Genomic DNA, 23,221 nt, shown 5'->3' with positions numbered 1-23,221 from the left:
CCAGCTTGCATCGGCTCCCAGTGGAGCTCCTTTAAATGCTCGTCAAGATGCTAGCTGTGGTCCGAACAGCTTAGTCTGGCCGCAGCCGTCGGGCTCGTGTCCGGGCTGGGGTGGCTGAAGCTCATTGTCCTCTGTCGGGACCGCTGATGCAGGGCCTTGCGTCGGTGCGCGGGGCGCTGGCCGTAAAACAAGAGCCGGGCGTGCGGCTCCGATCCAGGCATCCGCAACACACGGTTAATGGCTTAACTCGCAACGTTAACAGGCTGGGCGGCCGCGAGACGTTGAACTGCCAACCAGACGTGGCTGGGGCCACAAACGATTCGGGTGTATAAAGAACGTGGCGGCAAGGACTGGCGCTCGGGCGCCTCAGTTCGGAAAAGAAAAATGGGCCGTTGAGGCTTGCAGCCGATGCGCCACACAATGCACCACAACGTTAGTCGCGCCTTATAAACATCTCGCCGCGCAAGCCGTTGGTGTGACCTGCAGGCGCAGCTGAACAAAAAGACCTAGGGCAATCTCCGCGGTCGGTCGTATCGGCCCCTCCTTCCTCCGAGCCCGGCGCGTTTCCGGTCAAAGTAGCGATAGATACCAGGCACCGACGCATGAAAATTTGACAAGCATCAGTCTTCCTGGGTTGATCCAAAGCCGGGACGGCCGAAGGAAGCGGCTCTTGGCGCTCGCGGGTTGCACTCCTGTTGCTAATGGCAGGACGGTGATGGCTTAGGTCAGAACGCCGGGGCTGCGGTCGTCCACCATGCTGGCGCGCAGCGTGTCCTCCGTGATCTTTCTCGCCGGAGATGGCCGCAGACCTCGAGGCTAGCCAGAACGGTTCGAGCTGGCATTGATGAAGCTGATAACCCGCGATTCATCATCGCGAGAGGCGCGCCCGGCCTCATCTGCCGGTAAGTGACGCAGATACCCAACTGAGTGTCGTGAACGTTGATGCTCCCGATGTTTGACGCTCCAAGGCGTTTGTCTTCAAAAAGCAACTGGGCCTCGAGGACGGGCATTCTTGCAAAGTCGCGGTCGGTCATCATACCGATAGAAAAAGCGAGAACATGCGGCGCCTGCAAGACAATCAAGCGAAGATCCGCAGCATCCTTGAATGCAGCAGGCGCCACGGTGGTGCAGAAGAAAGCTCAGCGTCCAAGCATTGCCTTAACGAGGCATCTATAATCCAGAATTTTTCATCGCATTATTAGATGTGTTGTCTTGGCGCGGCATTATTGATCGGATGTCGCTTTGCAACGGGGCAGCATGCGGTTGATCAACAATGTCTCCCAAATCTGTCGTGTGTTCTCGAGCGCACCAATTCATGTTCCTCGCTTTGAGCCGGCGCAGCGACTTTAATTTGGCGATCACGCAGCGCGTGTTCGGGAACCTGATCAGAGACCATTTGGGCTAAGCGATGGACAGATAGACGTCGCAATAGAAGGGGATGCCGACAGACAATAGTAGATTGAAATACTCAACTATTGCGTTTGTGTGGTTTCGACCTCTAAAGATCCTCTATCGATCCTTGCTCGCTCGGTCGCGAGTCCAAACGTTCCGATCGCGAATGGGCATCAGAACTTCTTCCTGAGAAGCAGCTGGCTTGTTGATGAATTCTGGAGCGCCGATGTGAGTGTACTCGTGTGGGATCAACTAGCCGCTGGAAATTGGCTGTCACGACGGCGTCAATCGGCAACCACCGCGGTCGAAGCTCTTTTGGGCTGCGCCCGCGCGCAGAACGTCACAGCACGTAGCGGAATCTTGTTCGGTGAGAGTCCTCTAACATCAGCCGACGGCTTGTTATCCATGCTCAAATCGGCTGCCCGGCGCACATTCAGCGTGGGCTTGCGCGAAAGGGCAGGGTGGTCGCCGACATTGACTTGTCCTCAAGGCCCACCAAGTGGCTCAGAGGGCGCCGCATTAGGGGTTGTGATGTCTTCGGTTAACTCCATGCTTCATCTTGGTCTAAATCTTCATGGCGCTGGTGGCCATTCCGCCGCGTGGCGCTGGCCGGGTACAAATCCAAGCGCCTTTTTCGATATCGAGCACTACGTCCGGGCTGCGAAGGTTGCGGAGCGTGGTCTGCTGGATGCTGTATTCCTCGCCGATACTCCCGCGATAAACTTCGACATTACGCACCAGCCACCGCTGAATGGGCTCGAACCTACCCTCGTTCTTGCGGTGATTGCACGCGAAACGCAGCGGATTGGCCTGATCGCGACAGCGTCGACGACCTACAATGAACCATACAATCTCGCTCGGCGTTTCCAATCGCTCGATGTTATCAGCCGTGGCCGCGTTGCGTGGAACGCAGTCACGACGTCGAGCCCGGCGACGGTAGCAAACTTCGGCGGTCGAGAAGTCGGGCGAGCGGATCGCTACAGACGGGCCGAGGACTTCGTTGAAACCGTCCGTGCTCTCTGGCTGAGCTGGAGCGACGAGATGATCATCGCCGATCAGGCCGCGGGAGTTTACGCAGATCAGAGTCAATTCCGCCTGCTCGATCCCGATACCAATAGTTTCGGCATCCCAGGCCACTGACGCATCCCGCTTCGCCCCAAGGTCACCCAGTCATCGTTCAGGCGGGCGGTTCGGATCCCGGACTACGGCTTGGTGCCCGCAGTGCAGATGTCGTGTTTGCGGCAGCCGGGGACTTGACGACGGCTCTGCGGGAGGCAGAGCGCCTGCGTGCGCTCTCTCGGCAATTCGGCCGCCCTGCGGCTCCGCTCATCCTGCCGGGCCTTGTCACCTGTATCGGGGGCACCGAGGAAGAAGCGGCTCGTCGCAAAGAAAAGCTTGATGGACTGATCGATCTGGAGCGCGCCATCGGCGCCCTTGCACGAAGCATGGGTGTGGCGGTCGAGAAGCTCAGCCTCGAGCGGCCAATTCCGGAGGAGATTTTGCCTGATGCAGATCATGTTCCGTTTTCTGTCGGTCACCATCGCACGATTGAAGCTCTGGCGCGTCAAGGTCGGACGGTTCGCGAGATCATCAGCAGCGTTCAAGCTTTTGGCCACCGCTTGCTTGTGGGTGCACCCGAGCAGATCGCGGATTCGATTGAGACATGGTTCCGCGCCGGCGCGGTCGATGGTTTCAACATCATTCCGGATGTTCTGACCGATGGCACTTCAGCGTTTGTCGACAATGTGGTTCCCATCCTGCAGAAGCGCGGGCTGTTTCGCAAAGAATATTTGGGACAGACACTGAGAGAGCATTTCGGCACTTCTATTCCTTTCGAGGCGGCACGAGCCACAGCTAGCTCACCGCTCTGACGCATCCTCAACACCAAATCTCGGGAGCCCGGATATGCATTTATCGAATGCGCGGTCAGCGAGGCGCTTCACTGGCAAATCCAACCGTCAAGCAAGAACAGTGGCGGCTATCCTTGTCGTGCTCTTGGGCCTGTCGCAATTGTCGCCCAGCGTTCATGCTCAGGAAGGGGTAGCCGGCAGCGTAAAGCGAGGATGCGTCATTCGTTACGGGCATTTTCAAGAGCCTGCCTGCCTGTTCGGAGGATGGGTCCAACAATGGTATCTGCAACGCCAGTACAGCGATAATCTGGTTGCGCGCAACGAGGACGGCAAGATTTTGCCATGGCTGGCCGAGTCTTGGACCATCTCCGAGGACAAAAAGGTGTACACATTCGAGATAAAGCCGAATGTGAAGTTCACCGACGGGACTGCCCTCGACGCGCAGGCCATCGCTGACAATATCAACGGATGGCTCAGCAATGACCCCGATCGTCGCAATCCGACTGCTGCTCCTTATCTCGGCGATAGCTTCGAATCGGCAAGGGCAATCGCTCCTCTGAGCTTGCAGGTAAACTTGAAGGTGCCGTTCCAGCCCTTGCTGAACGTCTTCGCCCAATCCTCACAAGGCATTCTCTCGCCATCGGCACTCAAACGTGGCCTTGCGGTGAATTGCGAGAACCCTGTCGGCTCAGGTCCATTCATTGTCGACAAGTGGCGCCATGGGCGGGAAGTCACCTTCCGCCGCAATCCCGACTACAATTCGGCGCCGGCCACCGCGAAACATCAAGGGCCGGCTTACGTTGAGGGGATCAGCTGGAAGTTTCTGCCAGATCAGACTGTCCGATACGGCTCCCGATGCTATATACGATGTCTCGGCCATCGCATGGAAGGACGCCAATTCCCGCTTTCCAGTATTGCGACACGTTACCGGCGGCACCCCTCTGCGCCTGGCGTTGTATACGGCTCGGCCCCCATTTGACGACATGCTCGTCCGCAAGGCCTTTGCCTAACCTACTGACCGAAAGGCCGCGGTCGACACATCCTTCCTCGGCTCTTTGCCATTTGAAGGCAACGATGCGCTAAGTCAGAGTTCGCCGGAATACCTGCGTGAGCTCGGGCAGTCCTATGCGTACGATATTCGGAAAGCCGATCAGCTGCTTGATCAGGCGGGTTGGACCGAGCGCAACCTTAACGGCGTTCGTGTCAAGAACGGCAATTTGCTCGTCGTGCGCATTTCCTATTCGTACGCGTTTCTGAAGCTCGATGGCGAGCAAGCCTTGCAAGTTATCCAGCAGCAGGCAAGAGCAGCCGGTTTTGACGTACGTCTTCAACCCACCAATCCTGCTGATTTCTTCGCCGGAAAAAACCTAGGGCCCAACGATTATGAGATCGTGCTTCTTTATTGGGTTGCACCCGGCGCTGAGATATTCCGAATTTCCTGGAAGCCGGACCAGAATGGCGAGCCCAATCGCTTCAATCCATCGCGCTTCCAGGATCCGACACTTTGGGAGCTGATCCAAAAGGCGGAGCAGGATTTCAATAGCGCTGAACGTACCGGCCTCTATCAGCAGGCGGAACGGAAGATCGTGGATGAGGCTCCTGTGATAGGCCTTACGGTGCTGGACGTGACTTTGGCCACCACCCCGCGCCTGAAAGACGTGTGGCTGGACCACGGGTCAGTGGGCGAGCCCGTCTTCTATGACGCTCATTTCGACGAGAAGAAATGACACCGTGAAGGTCGTATCCCACAACCTGCTTGTTTGGTTCGCGCGCCGTATTTTATCCGGTGTGGCCGTCGTGTGGGCTGCAGCAACATTTACGTTCCTAGTTCAGTGCTTGATGCCCGGCGATCGCGCGCAGATCGTCATCAATGTGAGGAGTGGCGACGTCGGGCCGGCACCTGCGGCCGAGCTCGCAACGATCAATGCGAAATATGGCTTTGATCAACCGCTCGCCGTTCAATACGGCAAATACATATTACGAATCCTGCATGGAGATCTTGGTGAATCATACCAGCAGCATCGACCCGTCGCGGCGATCATCGCAGAACAGATTGGCCCCACCATTGTTCTGGCGATCGCCGCGCTGCTGATGGCTTGGGTTATTGCGATCTTGACTACTCTGTTGATCGCCGGCAGAGACAACATATGGTCGAAGCTGCTCAAGCGGCGCGCAAATCTTCTTGGCAACCGCGCCGCCTTACTGGCTAGCTACAACTATGCTCGTCGTGTTCGCGGTAAACTTGCGCATTTTTCCAGTTGTCGGAGAAAGCTCGCCGATGGGACTCGTTCTCCCGACATTTGCTCTGGCTCTCGAACTGTCCGGCTTTTTCGGACAAGTCGTTCTGAACGAGTTCACGCGCGTGCTCGAGCAGCCCTTCGTTACGTCCGCGCGGACCCGAGGTATGAGTGATTTCGGCGTCAGGCTTCACCATCAAACAACCCCCCAAGACAATCGGAACGTGGCGCAAGCTCATGTGCTGGCACTGCTCGAGGAGACCAAAAAACGGGGCAAGGCTCTGATCCTGATCAGTCATGATCTGGCAGTGGTCTCCCGCGTGGCGGATGAGATCCTCGTCATGCAACGAGGCGAGGTCATAAGTTATCTCTTTATCTCGCATGATCTTAGTTGTTGTTCGTCATATCAGCGATCGCGTCATAGTTATGCGCCGGGGGAGAATCGTCGATAGTGGCCCCACTGAAGAGATATTTCGTAATCCACTGTCTGAATATACCAAGAGCCTTGTCGCCGCCATGCCGCGTCTTGTGCGCGAGCAAGAGATAGGTCAGTTATCTACGATCCTCGAAGAAGGCATCGCGTGAATGCCTTCGAATTCGATCCTCTATCATAAAAATGTCTATCTCCGATCGCGGGCATTCGCCTTGCGCGCCGATTTGGTGACGATTGCGCGCTCGATCATCGCTCGACCAGGACAGCTGTGGCCCGGGCTCCCATTTAGATGGACCGGCGGGCGCGCGGAGCAGGACTAGCCGAGTTCGAACACTCGCTAACCGTGAGGTCGGCGATCCGCAAGTGTTGGATTGCAAGTGATCGATGGGTGCCCGCAAGGATTACGGCTCTTGCTCTCTGGCAAAAGAGCTCGGAATTGTCGCGTTCACGATAGCCTTGCGATGATGGTGCGGTCTCTGACAATGAGACCGTGTTTGTCAGGTTCTAAACATTCGGCGTCAATATCGATTTCATGACGCCTACTCAGCCATTAATACGACTGATGCGGCTGGCACGGTCATTGCTATCAAATTGATGTAATGCCGAGGAAAGGCTGAGAGCAGCGCTGTGAATGGTCACGTTTCCGCCGGCAAGCCGTGGGTCCATTTCTGAAAAAGAAGCAAGACCTTGAATTCTTCGCATTCGGTTTGATGGAGAGCGATGTGGATTTGCCTATAAGAGCTGACGAGCCAAATCGCAACTTCTGGACATATCGGCACTGTCAAACGACCGTTGCGCTGCCAGCGTTGCCGGTCTCGATAAACAATGGCAGCGAGCGGCAGTGGGGACGCATGACGAGAATTCGGCTGACGTGCTCAAGCGTGCCGGCTGCGGAGGCCACCGACACAATAGGTGTCTCATCGACGCATCTTGTCGCCATTTCGCCGACGAGTTCGCCACAAATCGCATAGCGTAACTCCAAGGACTACCAAAAAGAGGTCAATAACAGGCCCCCTCGTAAACCGGGCAATACGGAATCGTCGACATGTCGCAAACAATCGGCGCTGATAGCGAGTGCACCACAAATGAAGGGGCAGAGCACTGGTCAGAGTCGAAAAACAAACTTTCATCAGATGGCGAGTTTGTTCGGTACTGGAGCCGAGCTGCCGATCGGCTGCGCGCAGTGGCCGCTGTCGGGAGGCGAACCGAGGAGGCGATCAGCAGGACTGGGATTGGTTTGCAGCTATCCTCCGAGAACTTTAACGGTCACGACCTGTCAGATTTCCCGTTGCGACGCTGTACCCTCAATCGTGCGCAGCTCTACGGAGCAAAGTTGGATCGGGCAGACCTTTCTGGGGCAAACCTTATCTGCCCAGGGCTAGAGAGGGCAAGTTTCCGCGGGGCCAAGCTCGATTTTGCGTATATGCACGCGATTGCAGCGCAGGTCTGCAATTTCGATGATGCCAGTCTGCGCAGTGTAATTGATGCAACCGGCAGTCTGTTTCACGGTTGCAGCATGAAAAGGACACGCTTTGACAACGCGATGCTAAGCGGACTTCTCATTTACCAGTGCGACGCGAGTGATGCTGTATTTGATGGCGCGGAATTACAGGGTTCGACCATTAATGAATGCTTCCTTCCTTCCGCTTCCTTCCGCTTTGCCAAGCTGAGCCAAGTCACGATCACGAAAGCGCACCTGGCGGCTTGCTCGTTCTTCCAGTCAAAGGGGGACTGTTTATCGATCTTGCGTCCCACCTCGGTCGACGGTCTCGCCCTAGAAGGCGCTCATCTTCCGTATCTGAGACTCTCAAAGGTGAGCGGCCGCATTGCGGCGAGGGCCCTGAGCGCTCCCTTCGCTGATGTTCACCTGTCAAATCTTTCAAGTGCGGAGCTTGAGCAGGCAGACTTGACCAAGGCGCGGCTTCTGTCCGTAAGCTTGTCCAACGCGAACCTAATCGGTGCTGTGTTGGACGGTGCCTCTATTCATTCCTGTCAGCTCGATGGAGCGGACCTGTCTCGGGCATCAGGCGAAAGCATTTCAATTACAGAGAGCACAATGCGAGCCTCCAAATTGACGGGCTTTCGTGGCCGCTGTGCCTTTGTGCGCGACTGCGATCTTGAATATGCAGACTTATCCCAGGCTTACCTCTACAGGTCGATGATGACCGGTGATCCCCCGCAATCAATGGCATTGGATCACGCAAATCTCGAAGGATCCAATCTCGTTCAGGCATATCTCGCCGCGGGAATGACCGACACCAACCTGGAGGCAACGCGCGTCGCATACGTTCGCATGAACCAATCGTCCTTGCGCGACGCGAATCTGAGTGGGATATCGCCGTTCCAGGCCAGCTTCGTAAAGGTCGACTTTTCGGGCGCTAAGATAACCACATTCGAGCCACCGTTTTTTGCCGACCGATGTCCGGGACTGCAGACCGCTTTGAAGGCTGATCAGCCGCGCGAGCCATCAAGCTATCTGGCTGAATTCTCATCGTTGATCAGACGTGGTCGAGAAGGCTCGACCTGACGGCTTTGGAAATCGCAAAATAGAATGGCGTACAATGTCGGTGAGCTTAGAGCAGCTTGGTGCGGTGGTCCGAGCTGTGAGCGGGCGTTAAAGCTCTTTGGGGCTCGGTGGCGTGCGCGGCCAATACGACACCCAGGGCCTACCTTCTGCGATCCGACCGATCAGACCACTCTTTCGGCGTCTAAAAGAACTGGAGTAAGAAAATGCATCTGGGATGTCTTTCCGCAGGCAAAGCGTTCATCCGGGAGGTGGCGAGAACAGGTCAGAGTATTGGGACGGTACACACCCTAGGCGCCCTGCATCATGGGCATGCAGAACTGATCAGAAGAGCGGCATCGGAGAATGACGTCGCGATTGTCACAGTCTACCCGAACAAGACTCAGCTTAGACCAGGTGGGAGCTACGATTTCGATTTGGACGCTGATATTGGACTTGCCCTACGTGCGGGAGCAACTGCCGTGATTTCCTCGAACGACACCGAAATGTTCCCGCCTGGCTATCGAACGTTCGTATCGCAAGGCGACTATCATTTGCGTTTAGATGGGCCTGAGGCGTACTTGAAGGAAGCCGTTACGGGGGCAATCCGCTGGATTTGTTATGCGCGACCAACTCGCAGCTACTTCGGTCTCAAGGATATCGGTCAGGCGATCCTGGTGAAGCGCGCTGTCGCAGACTTGCTTCTTGATTGTGAGATACGATTTGTGCCGACCGTGAGATACAGGAACGGAGTGCCCATTTCGTCGCGCTTGCGAAGATTTAGCCGATCCGAGCTTGATGAGCTTTCGTGCCTCTTCACGGCCCTCAACCATTCGAGGAAAGAGATCGCCCAAGGGGCGTCGAGCGTCAAGGATCTTGTCGCGTCGGCTACAACTCAAATAGCGTTCCGACAGTTTAAACTCGATTTTGTTCGCATTGTTGGCGCTGATAGCTTCGAAGACCTGGAGCAGGTCAAGCTCCCCTTCATAATTGTTGCAGCGGCAACGGCTCATGGCCTCAGGGTCTTCGATAATATCTACGTTCCGGATCAGGATACACTCCTGAATGGCGCTCCGGATATCTGGATCGATCTACCTGAAAAGTCCTAGCCAGACGATTATGAATGTCGTGATTTTGACAAGAGTAGCCACCCGGCCGCGCCTGAACGCAGCGCCTACGTTATGACTGTGCATTCCGCTTTGCGCTGCCCAAGCGCACAGCCATCGTCCCACCAGCGGTGAAGCTCTCACGATCCACTGAGTAGATCGACTTGAAAAAGTCAATCCAAACCGAACTGCCCAATATGGTAGGGTCGGCTAGCCGCACGTTGAGATAGTCTGCTCGAGCGGCCCGTCGCAGCCAAACGTCACGGCAGCTCGAAAACGGTGAATCGCGACCTTTGGATCCGTAAGCTCTCGAGAGCAGAATCTGCGGAGATGATATGGAAAGGCGATTGGAAGATTATAGAGCTGACGACGCTTGTGTTATCCCGCTAAGAAATCTGGATGTAAGCGAGGCCAAGCGCTTTCAAGACGACAGCATATGGGGGTGCTTCGAGCGGTTGCGAAGGGAAGATCCCGTTCACTACTGTCAAGACAGCCCTCATGGCCCATATTGGTCCCTGACGAAATACCGGGATATCGTAGCGGTAGACACAAACCACAAAGCATTCTCGTCAGAGCAAGGTGTCACTATTGTCGACGTGCCTGCCGAGCACTGGACCCAGAGTTTCATCAAGATGGGACCTCCTCAGCACGCCGAGCAGCGTTATACCGTGAGTCCGATAGTCGGACCGGAAAGCTTGGCGAAACTCGAAATCTTGATCCGCTCTCGGGTCAGGGCGATTCTAGACGGCTTGCCGCGCAATGATGCCTTCAATTGGGTGGAGATGGTCTCCATCGAGTTGACGACGCAGATGCTCGCCACGTTGTTCGACTTTCCATTTGAGGATCGGCGACTCCTGACCTATTGGTCAGACGTAGCTGTTGGAACTCCGAAAGCAGGGCATGCGATCGACAGCTGGGATAAGCGAAGCACAATCTTGTCCGAGTGCCTGGATTATTTCACACGGCTTTGGAACGAGCGCATCAATGCCGAGCCGCGCCTCGATCTGATTTCCTTGATGGCGCATTCGCCCGCCACACGCCATATGGAGCCGAATGAGTTTCTCGGGAATCTGATTCTGCTGATCGTTGGGGGGAATGACACCACGCGCAACTCGATTACCGGCGGCCTCCTGTTCATGAGTCAGCACCCCTCCGAACTGAGAAAACTAACCGACAATCCCAAGCTGGTCTCGAGCGCCGTGTCCGAGATTATTCGATACCAGACGCCGATCGCACATATGCGCCGCACCGCCGCGACCGATAGCATCGTAGGCGGGAAGCAGATCAGGAAGGGCGACAAGGTCGTCATGTGGTACATCTCCGGCAACCGGGACCAAGAGATCATTGAGAACGCCAACAGTTTCGTCATCGACCGCAAGAATGTACGGCAGCATCTCTCGTTCGGATTTGGTATCCATCGCTGTCTTGGTCGACATCTTGCGGAACTGCAGTTGAGAGTCCTCTGGGAAGAGATTTTGGGTGCGGGACTGGAGGTCAAGGTTGTCGGCGAACCCGAGCGAATTGCGTCCAACTTCGTGCACGGCTATTCCGCTCTCCCCGTGCGGATTGCAGCCTAGGCCCTGATCGCTCCGGTCTGGCAGCCGGCACGCGGTGGGGTGGGCCGTCCTGAACCATCTTCGCTTCTGCAAGCAGCGAAGATGGTTTGGTCGGCGCGAAACAATGGCTGCATGTAGGAATCTATATCAGCCGGGCAGATGTTCGAAGTACACGTGAAGAGCGATAGTGTAGCGCGCGGACGACTTGCAAAGCGCCTGACGCCGAAAAGCCAACCGCCACGGTAACTCCGATGCCGCGTCTCCGGGCTGCCTTGGGTAGCCGGGACCGCAGACGCTGATGAATTTGATGTTGAAGATTGTAGCGGTGGCAGCGATTTTCCTTGGAGAAGCGCTTTCGATATTCGCCGAGCTGATTGCCTCACGGCAATTTGGAAAGGCCGGCGGTGATCTGGCAATGCTGTTGCCGATGTTTCTCCTGATATCGTTCGGCGGCATCCTCCTCGTGTTCGGATACGCGCTGGGCTACATGCATCTGAAGAATATCTGGATCATTGTCGCGATATCGATGGGAGCGATTCTGGTAGTGGAACCGATGCTTACCCTCCTGCTCTTTAGAGACGTGCCGACAGCCGGTTCGTTGATAGGGTTGATGTTCGGTACGATTGGTACGCTCGCTGCCATATTTCTATGAGTGTGATTTAACCGGCCTCGGCGCGGCCCGGCTTTGGCGAGATGTAGTTTGAAGGCTGCGCAACGTCGATTCTGCTCAGTTCGGACCTGGAGAATGTTGTTGCTGATGGCCTCCGGCGTCTCGCCACGCCCGTGTATGGCTGGTGACTTGGTAAGCTCTTCGGTCGAAGTCTGTTTGCTGGATAGCGGGACGCGTGTTGCGAGCGCAGGTCTGCCGATAGACATACGCTAGCCATTCCTGCTTGGCCAAAATTGCCGTCCAGGAGGCGGTTGGGGATGACTTGGCCCAGTTCGCGTGCACCGAGGCACCGCATTTGGGCGGGACTATCTCGCGGGCAGGGCAGGTCGGGCCCCGGTCACGTCCCAGCTGATCACACCGGCACTGATGCGGCTAGTTCAGCAACACGAGGAGCTGCGATGGAAGTCGAACACAAGGCGAGATCTTCTTTCTTGTGCATCCAGATGAATGCTCTTGGTCAGCTAGTCGTCAGCTGGGGGGCCTATCCAGACAGGCTGCGCACTCTCGACTATTCGGAGATGAAGTATGAAAGGTATTGGCCGAGCTGATTCATCACAGGGTGAGGCGGCGGGAGCCGACAGCGCCGGGGAATTGAGCCGTTCGAGCCTGGAGCCTGGTCTCTTCCCTGGGGAACGCGGTCAATCCTTCGATGCCGTCCTGGAGCGGATGCGCTCCGGGCCTCAAGACAGAACTGCGGCTTCAGATATGGCGGCGCCAACGCGCAACGAGATCAAGGCGGCAAAGCGAAATTTGGACAGCCTGCTTGAGAAGTTTGAAGCTTGCCGTCGAGCGGCCACGCAACGCTGCAACTTGGAAAAGGCGCAAGAGCTGATCGATCGAGTGGTCGAAGCAGGCTCAACAGTTCTGGAGTATTACGCGAATCTGCCGTCCCATTTGGCGCGTCGTATCCTGCCCGACGATCAGGCTCGCCGACTCCGCGACGACACGCTGGATGCGGGCAACCAATGTAACGAAGTAGCCACCCAGATTCTGTACCCACTTGAGCACAGGAGAAAGAAAGCAGAAGCCCTGCTCGACCATGTCAAAGACACCGCTCCGCCCGAGCAGCTGAGCCGCGTCGTTGCGGGCGTCGCCAACCAATATGCTGCCTGCATGGAGTGGTGGGGAAAGAAGGCGCTGCGCTTCGAGCGGATGCAGTCAGTCTGTGCGGCTACTGCCCACTTGCCAAGCAGCACGCCCGAGATGCGCAAGGCCGAAGAGGCGGAACTCAGGCTCAATACGGGCTGGGCGCTCACTACCAAGTGTATGTATCTGCAATCGCGGATCGCTCTCGCGCAGCTCTTGATTGAGTCGCAAGCGAGCACGTTAGCACCAGAGGCGCGAGCCGCCCTCATGGACGAGAGCGGGAGGGTGCGTCTGCTCGGGACTTTTGTTGGAGATGTTTTTCCGGCATTTGTTTCGACGGGCGACGCCGTTCGCGGAGGAGCGGTGCTCGACGCCGAGCACCGCGCCGTTCTGGAAGGAGTGATGGAACGGCTTTCGGAATTTGCATCCCAACTGAGGGGCATGCTTGCCCCCCTGAGGGAGGCTGGAACGCAAGCTGACCTTCCTTTGCAGTTGCTTGGCGAGATCGTGGACGGTGCGTGGGTGACGGCGAACGACGTCATGCGGCTGCTGGCATTGCAGCCAAAGACGGAAGTGACGATTGAACCGCCGGCTTGGGCTGCGCTGCCAGAAAACACTGCCCTGGTGGGTGAAGGCACTCCAGTGCGCAGAAAGGGCAAAGCAAGGCGCGGAGCAGCCGCAGGCGAGGGGAGTTCGACGGCCAGCCCGCCTGCGGCGCAACTCGCCAGGCCCGATGTCACGACGGCCCCCACGGGCAAGGTCATCGTGCTCTCGGATCTCGGTACAAAGAAACTCGCCACGCCGGAGGAGGCAGCTGCGTCATCCTCTGCGACCGATCACCTCCAGATGTGGCAGGCTCCGCCCTCCAGGAAGGCACTGCCGGGATTACTTGAGCGATTGGACGAGCTGCTGCAGTTCGATCTGCGGGCTCAGCAAAGCGCCGTCTCGCAAGCGCGCCAGATGAAGCCCGAGGACGCCGAACATGTCCTGAATCGCGTGATCAAGCGCTTGCAGACGCAGTCCTCCGAGATTGAGGCCTGTGTAGTCGCGCTGGAGGAGCCTCGCCGACGGGGCATGCTCACGGCTGCGCAGGTGCCCGAAGTGCACGAAAAGATAGTCCGGCTTCAAAGGATGGGGTCCGAGGTTCAGGGGCAGGCAAAGTCATTGAGCGCGCGAAAGGCAGCAATCACGAGCGATTGCATGAAGACCTATGCGTTTCCATCGCAGAAATACCTTGCACAGTTGCGGGCAGCGGGGGAACTGGCGTCAGTGGATCCACCTCGCGCCTTGAAGGGAGAGCCAGGGACGCTGTTCGAAATCAAGCTACAGCCCATGGCGCTGAGCAATGGCGGGACGCCAAGGCCGATGTGGGTACACATCCATACCAAGCGGCCGGTACATGCCTGGCAATTGGCAACGCTGGGCGATCGCGAATTCGCCGCTTGCCACGTGAAGTCTGACGAACAGCGCGGCTACAATCAGCACTGGCAGAACGCTCGAGCCGCCGAGGGGCACGAGAACGTCGTGATCCACCGCGGCAAGCTTACTCCTGCGTTCTGTAGGTCCTTGTTGAGCACCGCCGCTGGCCAGCCGTGGCAGCCCCTTCCCGACCCGGAGCACGCTTCAGCTCAGATGGCTCGACTGGGGATCTAGTGAGCTGGTTGTCTTGCGGCGGTGAGCCGTCGGCGTGAGTTCATGCCTTTCGGACCGGCTCGGCGGATTGCCTGAGCTGCGCTGAGCGTCGTCGGGCTCCAGCTCACAGAAGGCTGGAGCCTGGGAGAGAACACTGCTTACGGAGGGGTATCGGCTGGCGATCCGGAGGATGGTCGGTCGTCGTACAAGCAAGCTGCCATTCTCTGCTGTGGCGAACATCGGCGATCGGACGAGAAGCTGGGCCGCTGACTATTGCAGGCGGGAGATATACCAGATGCTGGCGGCGATACGCCCGGTGTCACAGTGCTTTCACCAGCCTCCCCGCGGCGAACTGGCGCGCAAACTCTTCGGGCGAGCTTCAACGGATCGCGGATGGTCCGGATGTACGGGAGCTGAGCGTCCCGGCCGCTTTGACGAATCAAGCCGGGCGGTGCACAATAACGCCGCCTGTTTGCTACTCTAGCATCAGCCTACGACGGCCCCAGCATCACGCCTCCTTGGCCCCCCAAAAGGATGCTGGGCTTGTCGTTCTTCGTTGAGGGTCTCAATCCGAGTAAGTCGGAGCTTCTTCGTTTCAACTGCAATGGCGCCGGGCGCCGCGGAGACAATTTCAGTACACCGGCGTATGGTCAGTCATTTCCCTGCTTTTTTCACTCGCCGCCACGAGTGAGCAACGGTGGCACCGTCGGAAGAGCAGGCTGCGCCGCACGATCAGCTTGGTGGGACTGTTCATCGAGTCATGGCGCGAGCTCGCGACAGCAATCCGTAAGACGGGCCTGGCCGAGCTTTTACAGCTGGATGCCGTGCTCCCTAAGCACCCGGTGCATCATCTCGCTTTTGATCTCGCAGGCGATCTCGTTGACGATTTAACCTCGGCATCGTCCGTCAGACCCGCTTCGGCCAGCCGTTGCTTCAGCCAAATTTGAAACTCGTCGCCCATCGCATCGATGAGCCGATCGTCGATTGCTGCGTACTTATCCATTCGGTCAATAGATCTGATCAAGAAAATCAATTTTACCGCTTGCAGCGTGGTCATATAGACCCTCGAGGGCGGCTGGGGCTAACCTAGGGAAGCTATATCTCGAATGAAAAAGTCTGTGTTAGTGACCGCGAGCGCCCTCGCGCTTGCAACGGCGGTAATGCCTCCTTTTGCTGCAAACGTTGCCGCGCAGCCGGTTGCGGCGAGTGCGCCGGTAGCCGATACATCATATCCTGAGTGCGTGGATGACCCGTTGAATGGTATCTGCGATCTGTTTTTTTGCTTGACGGATCCCTCGTGCGTCCAGCACTGACAGCGGGAAACATATCAAGCAGAGATGAGGATTGACCCTCGTGCGGCCGCTGCTCCGACAGCGGCCGCATCCTCATGCCGTACTTGCGCTAGTAGATAGTACAAGCCGCGCCTTCTTGTTCTCTAAACGACGATCAGAGTGACGGCTCACTTACAGCCTTTCGGTGACATCCGCCGATCGTGCAACTGCCGCATCGGCCAAGATAGGGTAAATGGGGAAAAGTCATTTCAGACGGAGACGCTGCGCTCCGACAGGAGCTCCTGCTCGATGTAAAGCTGCTCGAATTTTCAGGATAGATTGCTTTTACGTGGTGGCCCCATACCCGTCCTCCGGGTCGATGTTTCGCATTTCGGACATCATAGATGTCATCCTTACCTGTTCGGGCATGACTAGGGCAGCGGTCGCGGCGTTACGGCCATTCGTCTATGGTCGGGCACATAATTGAGTGGCGCCGTCTCCGGCATCATAAGCATGGCACAAAGCGCGGCCGCGCCCGCGAAGAGCATGTACCAGGCGGGCACGAGTGCACTCCCGGTAAGGTGGATGAGCCAGGTGACGATCGGTTGAGCTGTGCCTCCAAAAATCGCTATCGCAAAAGCGTAGATCGTCGCGAACGCGCGACCACGAATGTACTTGGGCAAACCTTCGGCCATGCTCACGTAGAAGGCGCTATACGGAATCGTTCCGATCAGGGTGAGGACGCCGAGACCTCCTAGAAGTGCCAAGGCACTGCGGCTCTCTGCAATCCACAAGAATACCGGATAGGTCATCAGTAATGCAGTGACCTGCGGCCATATCATGATACGCCGACGGCCTACGCGGTCGGCGAGCAGGCCGCCCAGCAGTGCTGCAGAAATTCCGACCGTGTTGCTGATGAGCGTAGTAGCAAAGGCGAGAGGCGTGGAAACGCGGAGGGTGTTCAACGCGTAGGTCGTCATGTATCCCGTAACATAAGTCGTGATCGTGCAGCTGGCCAAGATGACAAATCCCAAGCTCATGATGCGGCGATCGGTAGGTGGTCGCCCCTCGGGCTGGGTGACAAGAACCGGCGCCTCGGGGCGGTGCAGCGTTTCGGGCAGGACGCTCCGCAACCAAAGTCCAAACGGCAACGTAGCCGCGCCGAGCAACAGCGCGACCCGCCATCCGTACGCATTGAGCGCTTCGCTTGTCATGGTGAGCGAGAGTATTTCTCCAACCAACGCTCCGGCCGTCGCAGCTACCTGTTGGCTCGCGGGCTGAAAGGAGACCGCAAGACCGCGGGCTTTGGTGGGGGCGGCTTCCATCAAGTAGGCTGTCGTTGGACCGACTTCACCTCCGAGAGCAAAGCCCTGCAGCAAGCGTGCGAAAATGGCTAGCAACGGAGCGGCAAGTCCTATTGTCTCGTACGATGGCGTGATAGCCAATAACAGGACCGCGGCGCTCATCATGGCAAAGCTGGCGGTCATCGCGGGTCGGCGGCCGGCCCGATCCGAATACGAGCCGAGCACGATGGCTCCGATCGGCCTGGTCACAAAACCTGCGCCGAAGGTTCCGAGTGACAGCATGAGGCTGACGAACTGGTCAGTTGCCGGGAAGAACGCCTGACCGATCTGTATTGCGAAAAAGCTATAGGTCCCGAAGTCGTAGAATTCGATAATGTTGCCGATGGTTGCGCCCAACACCGCGCGGCGTGTCAAGCGTTCGTCTGCCGGACCGAGGACCGGCTCCAGCCCCTCTGGAGTAAATTGCCTCGCCATCCTCGACCTGATCTGGAGCGCGATCCATGGCCCGAACATTTCGACCAGACAGGTCGCGCAAAGTTGCATTCCACTTGCCCGAGCTCGTCCTCACGGCCATCGCCTGTTCACATGTAGGCTGAAGCGTGTCACGACGAACCTCACGGTAAGCTCTGCAATAAAAATGCCCGCCTTTCGTGGCCCATTTTACCCTTGATCTGATCGCTGGCCTTCCCGGCAAGACAAATATGAGACCTGCTATAGTTGTCGGGCACCCAGACATCGCGCTGCTTTGGCGAGTTTGGGACAAATTGGCGGGCGCCGAACACGATTGGCGATGTCTCGCGCCCTTTCAGCCTCGGCCAGGTTGCGTCCGCTCCTTAAGGAGTCAGCGTGCCACGCCCTTCGTCGCCAAGGCGCTTGCCGCCGCTCAGCGCTCCTGCCGCTCTCTCTCGCGCGGCGGACAAGATCCACCAATCATCAGTGCTCCACCTTTGCGTCCCGGCCGGGTCGCCGGCGAGTGGGCGAACGCCTGCTCGCGGGACGCTCGCGTCTGGCGACCATCAAGACCTAGGTCGTCCAGTCATAACGTGCGTTCGGCGCCGCTCGCCCGCGCATCTTGGCTATCTCCTGCGCGAGGGCATCAGCCGGGACGGGGAGAAGGCCCGGCTATTCGGCCCCGACGCCGACGAGGCCGATCTCAAGTCGTTCGGGGAGCGCTGCCAAAGGTTCAGGGGGCGTACATCTTGGTCAACCACTTAGAGAGCTGTTAAGGCAAACCAGTGACGCATCCCCAGGAGCTACTGTTCGTGCGCCCGCAACGGGCGAGCACGAATGTGGCCTACGGTTCTTCGCCAACGGACGCTTGGAGGAAGCGGACATTTCAGCGGCGACCTCGCCACCGCGCGCACGAATTACGACGATTTTCCTTATTCAGGACACCAGTGAATTCTCTTTCCAACGCCCTGACACGAGTGCCATCTGCATGACGCAGAGCGTCGATAGCAGCCGGGACAAAGTTGGCGGTTCGTATTGCCTCACCTGAGGACGTAGCGTTCCGCTTGACCGATGTAGCTCCGGCTGTCACTCGGATGTTGTATCATGGCGCGCAGGGTTCGAGGCACTGGGGACTTCGCGGACTACCCACTACACGCAGCGGCGGCCGCAGTCCCCGGATCACCGGCACCGCCGCACCTTTAGCCGTGCTCGGGATGATCGTCTCGGCTGGTTTGCGTCTCAGCGATTTCGTTATCTCAGGTGAACACTTCGCTCCGCGCTTGCCGGACTCTCACGTAGGTCTCGCTCTCGTCTGTTCTCGCGCTCGCGCGACTATCGTGGCCATTCTGGTTAGCGGCCCCGAGCATAGGCTCGAAGCGTCAGCCAGAACGACGGGTCGAGGGCAGAGGTCGAAATGCACATGTTCGGTGCAAGACTGAGTCTGGTCGCGGTCCGCATCACCTGGACCTCCTAACCAGCTTTACGCTCAGGTGAACGCAATGCACGACGCAGACCCGCGCGCCGACTGCGAGGCCAGGCGGAATGAGACTTGGCCCGGAGATGATCGCATCAGAGGGGGCAGATGCGGCCGCGGGTTTGTCTCCTTTTTCGACCTTTGTCAGCTTCTCGAAAGCCAGCCTCTTTAACATTCGAACTTGGCCTCTCGATGACGAAGCCACCCATCTCTGAATTCGTGACGAACTTCAGCTCATTCCCTGGGGGCAGATCTTCAAGAGGCCTTTGTTCTTATAACAGAAAGGAGAGCTTTATGGATCCGAACCCGATCGATAATGCCCGTTCACCGGAATCGCCAACGGCGCACATCTGGACACAGGAAGATCATGATTTGTTCAGTCAGATCATGAATGAAGCTGGACCATCATCACCTGCCGCACCTGAGGAAGCGGTAGATGTCTCATTCGCCGCTCCACAGAGATTTTCACACGGTTCGCAAATCGCCCCTGACGCCATGGTTGAGAGGCTATTCCACCACGGTCTCTTGCCGGACTCGGACCAGCCGACGATGACCTATGAAATCCAAGGTCACCGCTACACGGCCGGTTTGGATGAGTCCAATCGCGTTCGTCTTGTTCATAACCCCGCGGAGGACCAAGTGGTTGGGGCCGGCCGGGCGGGAGTACCGGACTTCGGAGCCTTCTTTGCGGAGAAATGGCGCTACGGAATGCCGCTAGGACAGCAATGGGCCACACCTGCCCTAATGGACAAGCTGCGCGAAGAAGGTTTCATGCCGACCGCAGATAACCCCGCCACAATCCTACTTAACAATCGGGCCTACAAAGCCGAATTAGTGGAAGGAGGGTTCGTTAGGCTTACAAGGGTATGAGACGCAACCCGACGGTGAAGCGATCGCGCCGGACTGGAGGCCTGCGATCACTTCGGTTGTCCTTACCTGGAGAGACATTCGCCGCTTAACAGTGGACTGTTCGCGCCGCCAGTGGGTACGCATCATTGGACCCCCTGGCAGCCCACGAGATGCACGGTCATCCTTGCCATTTCATCTGCGTGGTGCCGGCCTGTCATCCGGCCTGCCATATTGCGCCCGTATTGCCTCCCCTGCCGGTGTGACTTTCGCTTAAACGATGTAGCTCCCGCTGTGGGCCAGTCCGAGATTCCACGATGGCGCGCAGAATCGGAGGGACTGGAGACGTCGCGGAATGCCCATTACACGCGGCCAGCGTCGCAGCTTTGCGCCGTGCGGGATGATCGTTTCGGCTGATTTGCGTCGGAGCCATCCCAACAAGCGCTGCACGATGGTGTGCTGCGGGCCGAACTGTTTGGGGCGTTGCTCAGCGAGGCGACCGAGAATTGCCAGCGCCCTCAGACGGGGCTCGGCCGCCAACCAGCGCTCGACGTCGGCTGGATTCGCGCAAATTGGGCAGCGAAACCGGTGACCGTGGAGGGCTTACTCGGAAACGGCGTAGGCCCTGCCTGTGCGAGCGTCAATAACTTGCGGACGCGGAGGTATTCTCAAGGAGCTGGCAGCAAAGGTCGCGTAACCGAGAACGACGGTCGCAAGTGGCTTTGCGTGGCAGTGCAATCGCGTGAGCGTATTTATCGGATGGAAATCCTATCAGTTGGCACTACCAGATCTGGGCGTTTTGCAAGCAGCACCTGAACCGTAGGATTACGACACAGATCGCATGCAGCTTCGAAACGCGGAAAAGAACGCCATGGCGAACATCAATCTTAATTCCGAATCTCTTGCAGGTGCACGCGCCGGACAGCGGGCCATCACCGCCCTAAAAGTCATTGAACGGAGAGCGCTGGCCCCGAGACGCCGAGGTTTCCAGATGATACGCGGAATGAACCCGATGGCGCGGATGGTCGCAGCAACGAGGCGCGCACTCGCCATGTACGATCTCGACCGGTGCTGCGCAATCTGGTGGCTCTATTGTCTCCATTTCGGATTCACCGGCGACGTGATGTTGGGGCTCGCCGCGGTCTCGGTTGCCCACGAGAGATCCCGCTGCGGAATTTAGAAATCGTGCATCGAGCGCATCCCAGCCCGATGGCGCGCGCAATCGACTTTGAATCGAGTTCGTCCGGAGCAGGCAGCGGCGTCAGCAAGCCCGTCTTTGCTCATTCTCGGCGGACGATGGTATCTCCCCGGGGATGAATCTGAGCGATCAGCTACGCCCTCAGTCTACCCTATCAGTCCAAGGCCGATTTCTCGTTAATACCCACCAGGCATTTCGTGTGAACAGCCCTCAAGGCAAAGCCGGTGCGTTAGCCTCTCGATCTCCTGGCTAACTTCATTGGCAGTGCGGATGCGGATAGGGAGGACATCGAGTAAGAAATCCGACACCGGCTGTGACGGTTCGGTGAAGAGCGGCGGTCTGGCGGCAGCCCCACCCACCGGCGCTGACTGAGCATCGTCTCGCATCTGCTGCGGTGTGTACGGCAGATCAACGAAAGAGTTGAGTGCTCGTCGAGGCGAACGCTGCGCTAGGCGTCTCCCCTGAACAGGTGGGTGGGGCTGCCGCCAGACCGCCGCGGTTCACCGGACCATCGGACGCGCCATCCTGCCAATCCTCGTCGAGTCGGTATCCGATGTCCTCAAGCTCCTGGAGTACGCCCGACCGCCCGACGAAGAACGCGGGTTTACCGGCGGGGCTGAGCACCGGCGCTGACTGAGCATCGTCTTGCATCTGCTGCGGTGTGTACGGCAGATCAACGAAAGAGTTGAGACCGCGGTAGATGTCTGATGACTGAGCTGGCGCGTCTGATGGTTCGGTGAAGAGCGGCGGTCTGGCGGCAGCCCCACCCACCGGCGCTGACTGAGCATCGGAGCTGATCCTATTATGGATAGGCTTTCCAGAAGCTGACGAGGCCGTCGCTCGTGAGGCAATGCATCGCGACATCTGCAGAACGAAACGGCCCTGCGGCTCTCGATCGTCGTGGGGCTTCATGGGTTTCAGGACCCGCCTTCCTCCCGGCCGATGAAGTCTTGCGGCGGCATGGGAGCCGACGACTGGTCATTGCTCGGGTTGCAAAACGGCATACCGGCGGCGCCGCAGGTGCACGCACGGGTGCCAAGCCACGGTTGATCCGAATCGTTCTCGCAAATCCGCCTTCCGCGATTCGTTCCTCGTTCATTCGCTCTCTCATCGGCTATTCACCAAGGAGAGGGTAATCCTTTTCGCCGAAGGGGCTCATGGCGCGAGCTTGTATTCACCCCCGACTTTCATGGCGAGTTTGATCTGAGCTATTTGGAGTTAAAATGACGAGGTCCAGATCGATTATTTCCGCCGCGGCTCAGGCCGCGGCGGAATTTTTGGCCTGAAACCGATACAGGAAGTCCGCCGCCCGCTGGACGAAGTTTGAAGATCGCGCGTTTGTCGTTCTTCAGCACCTTGATCTAAGAGGGCATATAGGAGGCGTGCCCCTCCCTCACCTCCGGTATCAGGCCCAATCGGCGGACAGAAAGGCCGCGCCAAGCTCTGCGACCAACTTTTCCATGGCATAGCCTTCATCGCCGAAGCGCTTGCGGCCGAACTCGCGATTCAGGCGGCTCTCGTGGCGGTATGTAGTGTCCAACGCCACTCATTGCGCGCGTCGCGGCAGAATGGAAGTACGTGGCCCTCACCTTTTCAGGTGATGTACCGACCTTCGCCAGAGTACCCGCGAAGCTTGTCGGAGATAGCAGCGGGATTGGTCGGGGCAAGATGTAGAAACAGTGCGGGCGCGGCTCGGTGCTAACCGACCCGGGGGCTGAAGCCAGGCCAACTAGTCCCTACCACATCCGCACTGCCGTTGAGACTAGCGGAAAAGTGACTCGGCGCCGATCGATCTGGAGCGATAACGCTGTCCCTGTCACATCCCGTTAATCCCAAGGGCTCTGTATCTGTCATAGCTTACCGCAAGCTGACAGGCCTTTTGCGCAGTCGGTCAATAATAATGGGCTATCAACACCCCTCAATCCGCCACGGAAATTCCTGCAACCACTCAGACGTGCTCTCTGTGCTGTCAGTCGTCACGACTTCAGGATCACCCGGACGGTTTAGGCTGCTGATCAGTGAGACATTGTCGGTTGAGGACCACACCATCGTAGATTGTCGGGCGACATGGGAAATTGCCCCCCATATTGCCTCGCTAAAAATGTTACCGGACAACTTCCCTGTCGTGTCTGGGGCGGAGCTGCCGAATCAGATCGGTGGCGGCTATGGCAGGGAAGATCAGCATGCGCGCAAAGCGCGAGATCACATCAGCG

At 57.8% G+C, this 23,221-nt stretch carries 16 protein-coding genes and 1 pseudogene; 14 read left to right on the top strand and 3 right to left on the bottom strand.

Annotation, left to right across the window (positions count from 1 at the left end):
* Positions 1-1,923: 1,923 nt before the first annotated feature.
* The 12 genes from I6F09_RS37630 to I6F09_RS28705 all read left to right on the top strand — a co-directional run bounded on the left by I6F09_RS37630 (position 1,924) and on the right by I6F09_RS28705 (position 14,486).
* Positions 1,924-2,532, top strand: a complete 609-nt coding sequence (locus I6F09_RS37630; protein WP_225189600.1) for an LLM class flavin-dependent oxidoreductase — start codon at positions 1,924-1,926, stop codon at positions 2,530-2,532.
* Complete coding sequence (locus I6F09_RS37625) at positions 2,529-3,263, top strand: LLM class flavin-dependent oxidoreductase (RefSeq protein ID WP_276573699.1); 735 nt, start codon at positions 2,529-2,531, stop codon at positions 3,261-3,263. The genes I6F09_RS37630 and I6F09_RS37625 overlap by 4 nt, the downstream gene beginning before the upstream one ends.
* Positions 3,264-3,297: 34 nt before the next feature.
* The gene (locus I6F09_RS28750) at positions 3,298-4,221 is read left to right on the top strand and encodes an ABC transporter substrate-binding protein (RefSeq protein WP_225189599.1); all 924 of its coding nucleotides are present in this window, start codon (positions 3,298-3,300) and stop codon (positions 4,219-4,221) included.
* Between the two features lie 76 nt (positions 4,222-4,297).
* Positions 4,298-4,969 carry an ABC transporter substrate-binding protein gene (locus I6F09_RS28745; protein WP_225189598.1) on the top strand — a complete coding sequence of 224 codons (672 nt, stop codon included), beginning with the start codon at positions 4,298-4,300 and terminating at the stop codon, positions 4,967-4,969.
* Complete coding sequence (locus tag I6F09_RS28740; RefSeq protein ID WP_225189597.1) at positions 4,941-5,654, top strand: ABC transporter permease; 714 nt, start codon at positions 4,941-4,943, stop codon at positions 5,652-5,654. Before I6F09_RS28745 ends, I6F09_RS28740 begins: the two co-directional genes overlap by 29 nt.
* Positions 5,647-5,931, top strand: coding sequence for a hypothetical protein (locus tag I6F09_RS28735; RefSeq protein WP_225189628.1), 285 nt, complete (start codon positions 5,647-5,649; stop codon positions 5,929-5,931). The genes I6F09_RS28740 and I6F09_RS28735 overlap by 8 nt, the downstream gene beginning before the upstream one ends.
* Complete coding sequence (locus I6F09_RS28730; protein WP_346730134.1) at positions 5,861-6,064, top strand: hypothetical protein; 204 nt, start codon at positions 5,861-5,863, stop codon at positions 6,062-6,064. Before I6F09_RS28735 ends, I6F09_RS28730 begins: the two co-directional genes overlap by 71 nt.
* Positions 6,065-6,957: 893 nt before the next feature.
* Entirely contained in the window at positions 6,958-8,439 is a 1,482-nt protein-coding gene (locus I6F09_RS28725; protein WP_225189596.1) for a pentapeptide repeat-containing protein, read from the top strand.
* Positions 8,440-8,642: 203 nt separating this feature from the next.
* On the top strand, positions 8,643-9,524 hold the full coding sequence (locus I6F09_RS28720) for a pantoate--beta-alanine ligase (RefSeq protein ID WP_225144520.1): 882 nt from the start codon (positions 8,643-8,645) through the stop codon (positions 9,522-9,524).
* 332 nt (positions 9,525-9,856) lie between these two features.
* Complete coding sequence (locus I6F09_RS28715) at positions 9,857-11,098, top strand: cytochrome P450 (protein WP_225189595.1); 1,242 nt, start codon at positions 9,857-9,859, stop codon at positions 11,096-11,098.
* Between the two features lie 277 nt (positions 11,099-11,375).
* On the top strand, positions 11,376-11,729 hold the full coding sequence (locus I6F09_RS28710; RefSeq protein WP_225189594.1) for a hypothetical protein: 354 nt from the start codon (positions 11,376-11,378) through the stop codon (positions 11,727-11,729).
* Between the two features lie 543 nt (positions 11,730-12,272).
* The gene (locus I6F09_RS28705; RefSeq protein WP_225189593.1) at positions 12,273-14,486 is read left to right on the top strand and encodes a hypothetical protein; all 2,214 of its coding nucleotides are present in this window, start codon (positions 12,273-12,275) and stop codon (positions 14,484-14,486) included.
* Between the two features lie 826 nt (positions 14,487-15,312).
* Here the strand turns inward: I6F09_RS28705 and I6F09_RS28700 are convergent.
* Positions 15,313-15,522, bottom strand: a complete 210-nt coding sequence (locus I6F09_RS28700) for a hypothetical protein (RefSeq protein ID WP_225129470.1) — start codon at positions 15,520-15,522, stop codon at positions 15,313-15,315.
* 645 nt (positions 15,523-16,167) lie between these two features.
* Complete coding sequence (locus I6F09_RS28695) at positions 16,168-17,514, bottom strand: MFS transporter (protein ID WP_225144524.1); 1,347 nt, start codon at positions 17,512-17,514, stop codon at positions 16,168-16,170.
* Between the two features lie 1,744 nt (positions 17,515-19,258).
* Here I6F09_RS28695 and I6F09_RS28685 point away from each other — a divergent pair.
* Complete coding sequence (locus tag I6F09_RS28685; protein WP_225144525.1) at positions 19,259-19,834, top strand: hypothetical protein; 576 nt, start codon at positions 19,259-19,261, stop codon at positions 19,832-19,834.
* Between the two features lie 847 nt (positions 19,835-20,681).
* Entirely contained in the window at positions 20,682-20,990 is a 309-nt protein-coding gene (locus tag I6F09_RS28680) for a hypothetical protein (RefSeq protein ID WP_225144526.1), read from the top strand.
* A gap of 1,276 nt (positions 20,991-22,266) precedes the next feature.
* On the opposite strand, the pseudogene I6F09_RS28675 reads toward I6F09_RS28680, so the two are convergent.
* Positions 22,267-22,533 (bottom strand): annotated as a pseudogene (locus tag I6F09_RS28675) (zincin-like metallopeptidase domain-containing protein); the annotation flags it as partial.
* Between the last annotated feature and the right edge of the window lie 688 nt (positions 22,534-23,221).

It is taken from the genome of Bradyrhizobium sp. IC3195, assembly GCF_020193585.1.
Lineage (GTDB): Bacteria > Pseudomonadota > Alphaproteobacteria > Rhizobiales > Xanthobacteraceae > Bradyrhizobium > Bradyrhizobium yuanmingense.
This window is presented reverse-complemented; position numbering and strand designations above follow the sequence as displayed.

What these genes read in the sequence shown, in the direction of transcription:
- I6F09_RS28700 (WP_225129470.1), bottom strand. Translation starts at nt 15,522, where the DNA reads ATGACCACGCTGCAAGCGGTAAAATTGATTTTCTTGATCAGATCTATT.
- I6F09_RS28720 (WP_225144520.1), top strand. Translation starts at nt 8,643, where the DNA reads ATGCATCTGGGATGTCTTTCCGCAGGCAAAGCGTTCATCCGGGAGGTG.
- I6F09_RS28740 (WP_225189597.1), top strand. Translation starts at nt 4,941, where the DNA reads ATGACGCTCATTTCGACGAGAAGAAATGACACCGTGAAGGTCGTATCC.
- I6F09_RS28695 (WP_225144524.1), bottom strand. Translation starts at nt 17,514, where the DNA reads ATGGCGAGGCAATTTACTCCAGAGGGGCTGGAGCCGGTCCTCGGTCCG.
- I6F09_RS28680 (WP_225144526.1), top strand. Translation starts at nt 20,682, where the DNA reads ATGGCGAACATCAATCTTAATTCCGAATCTCTTGCAGGTGCACGCGCC.
- I6F09_RS37630 (WP_225189600.1), top strand. Translation starts at nt 1,924, where the DNA reads ATGTCTTCGGTTAACTCCATGCTTCATCTTGGTCTAAATCTTCATGGC.
- I6F09_RS28730 (WP_346730134.1), top strand. Translation starts at nt 5,861, where the DNA reads ATGATCTTAGTTGTTGTTCGTCATATCAGCGATCGCGTCATAGTTATG.
- I6F09_RS28715 (WP_225189595.1), top strand. Translation starts at nt 9,857, where the DNA reads ATGGAAAGGCGATTGGAAGATTATAGAGCTGACGACGCTTGTGTTATC.
- I6F09_RS28685 (WP_225144525.1), top strand. Translation starts at nt 19,259, where the DNA reads ATGGATCCGAACCCGATCGATAATGCCCGTTCACCGGAATCGCCAACG.
- I6F09_RS28725 (WP_225189596.1), top strand. Translation starts at nt 6,958, where the DNA reads ATGTCGCAAACAATCGGCGCTGATAGCGAGTGCACCACAAATGAAGGG.
- I6F09_RS28705 (WP_225189593.1), top strand. Translation starts at nt 12,273, where the DNA reads ATGAAAGGTATTGGCCGAGCTGATTCATCACAGGGTGAGGCGGCGGGA.
- I6F09_RS28735 (WP_225189628.1), top strand. Translation starts at nt 5,647, where the DNA reads ATGAGTGATTTCGGCGTCAGGCTTCACCATCAAACAACCCCCCAAGAC.
- I6F09_RS28710 (WP_225189594.1), top strand. Translation starts at nt 11,376, where the DNA reads ATGAATTTGATGTTGAAGATTGTAGCGGTGGCAGCGATTTTCCTTGGA.
- I6F09_RS28750 (WP_225189599.1), top strand. Translation starts at nt 3,298, where the DNA reads ATGCATTTATCGAATGCGCGGTCAGCGAGGCGCTTCACTGGCAAATCC.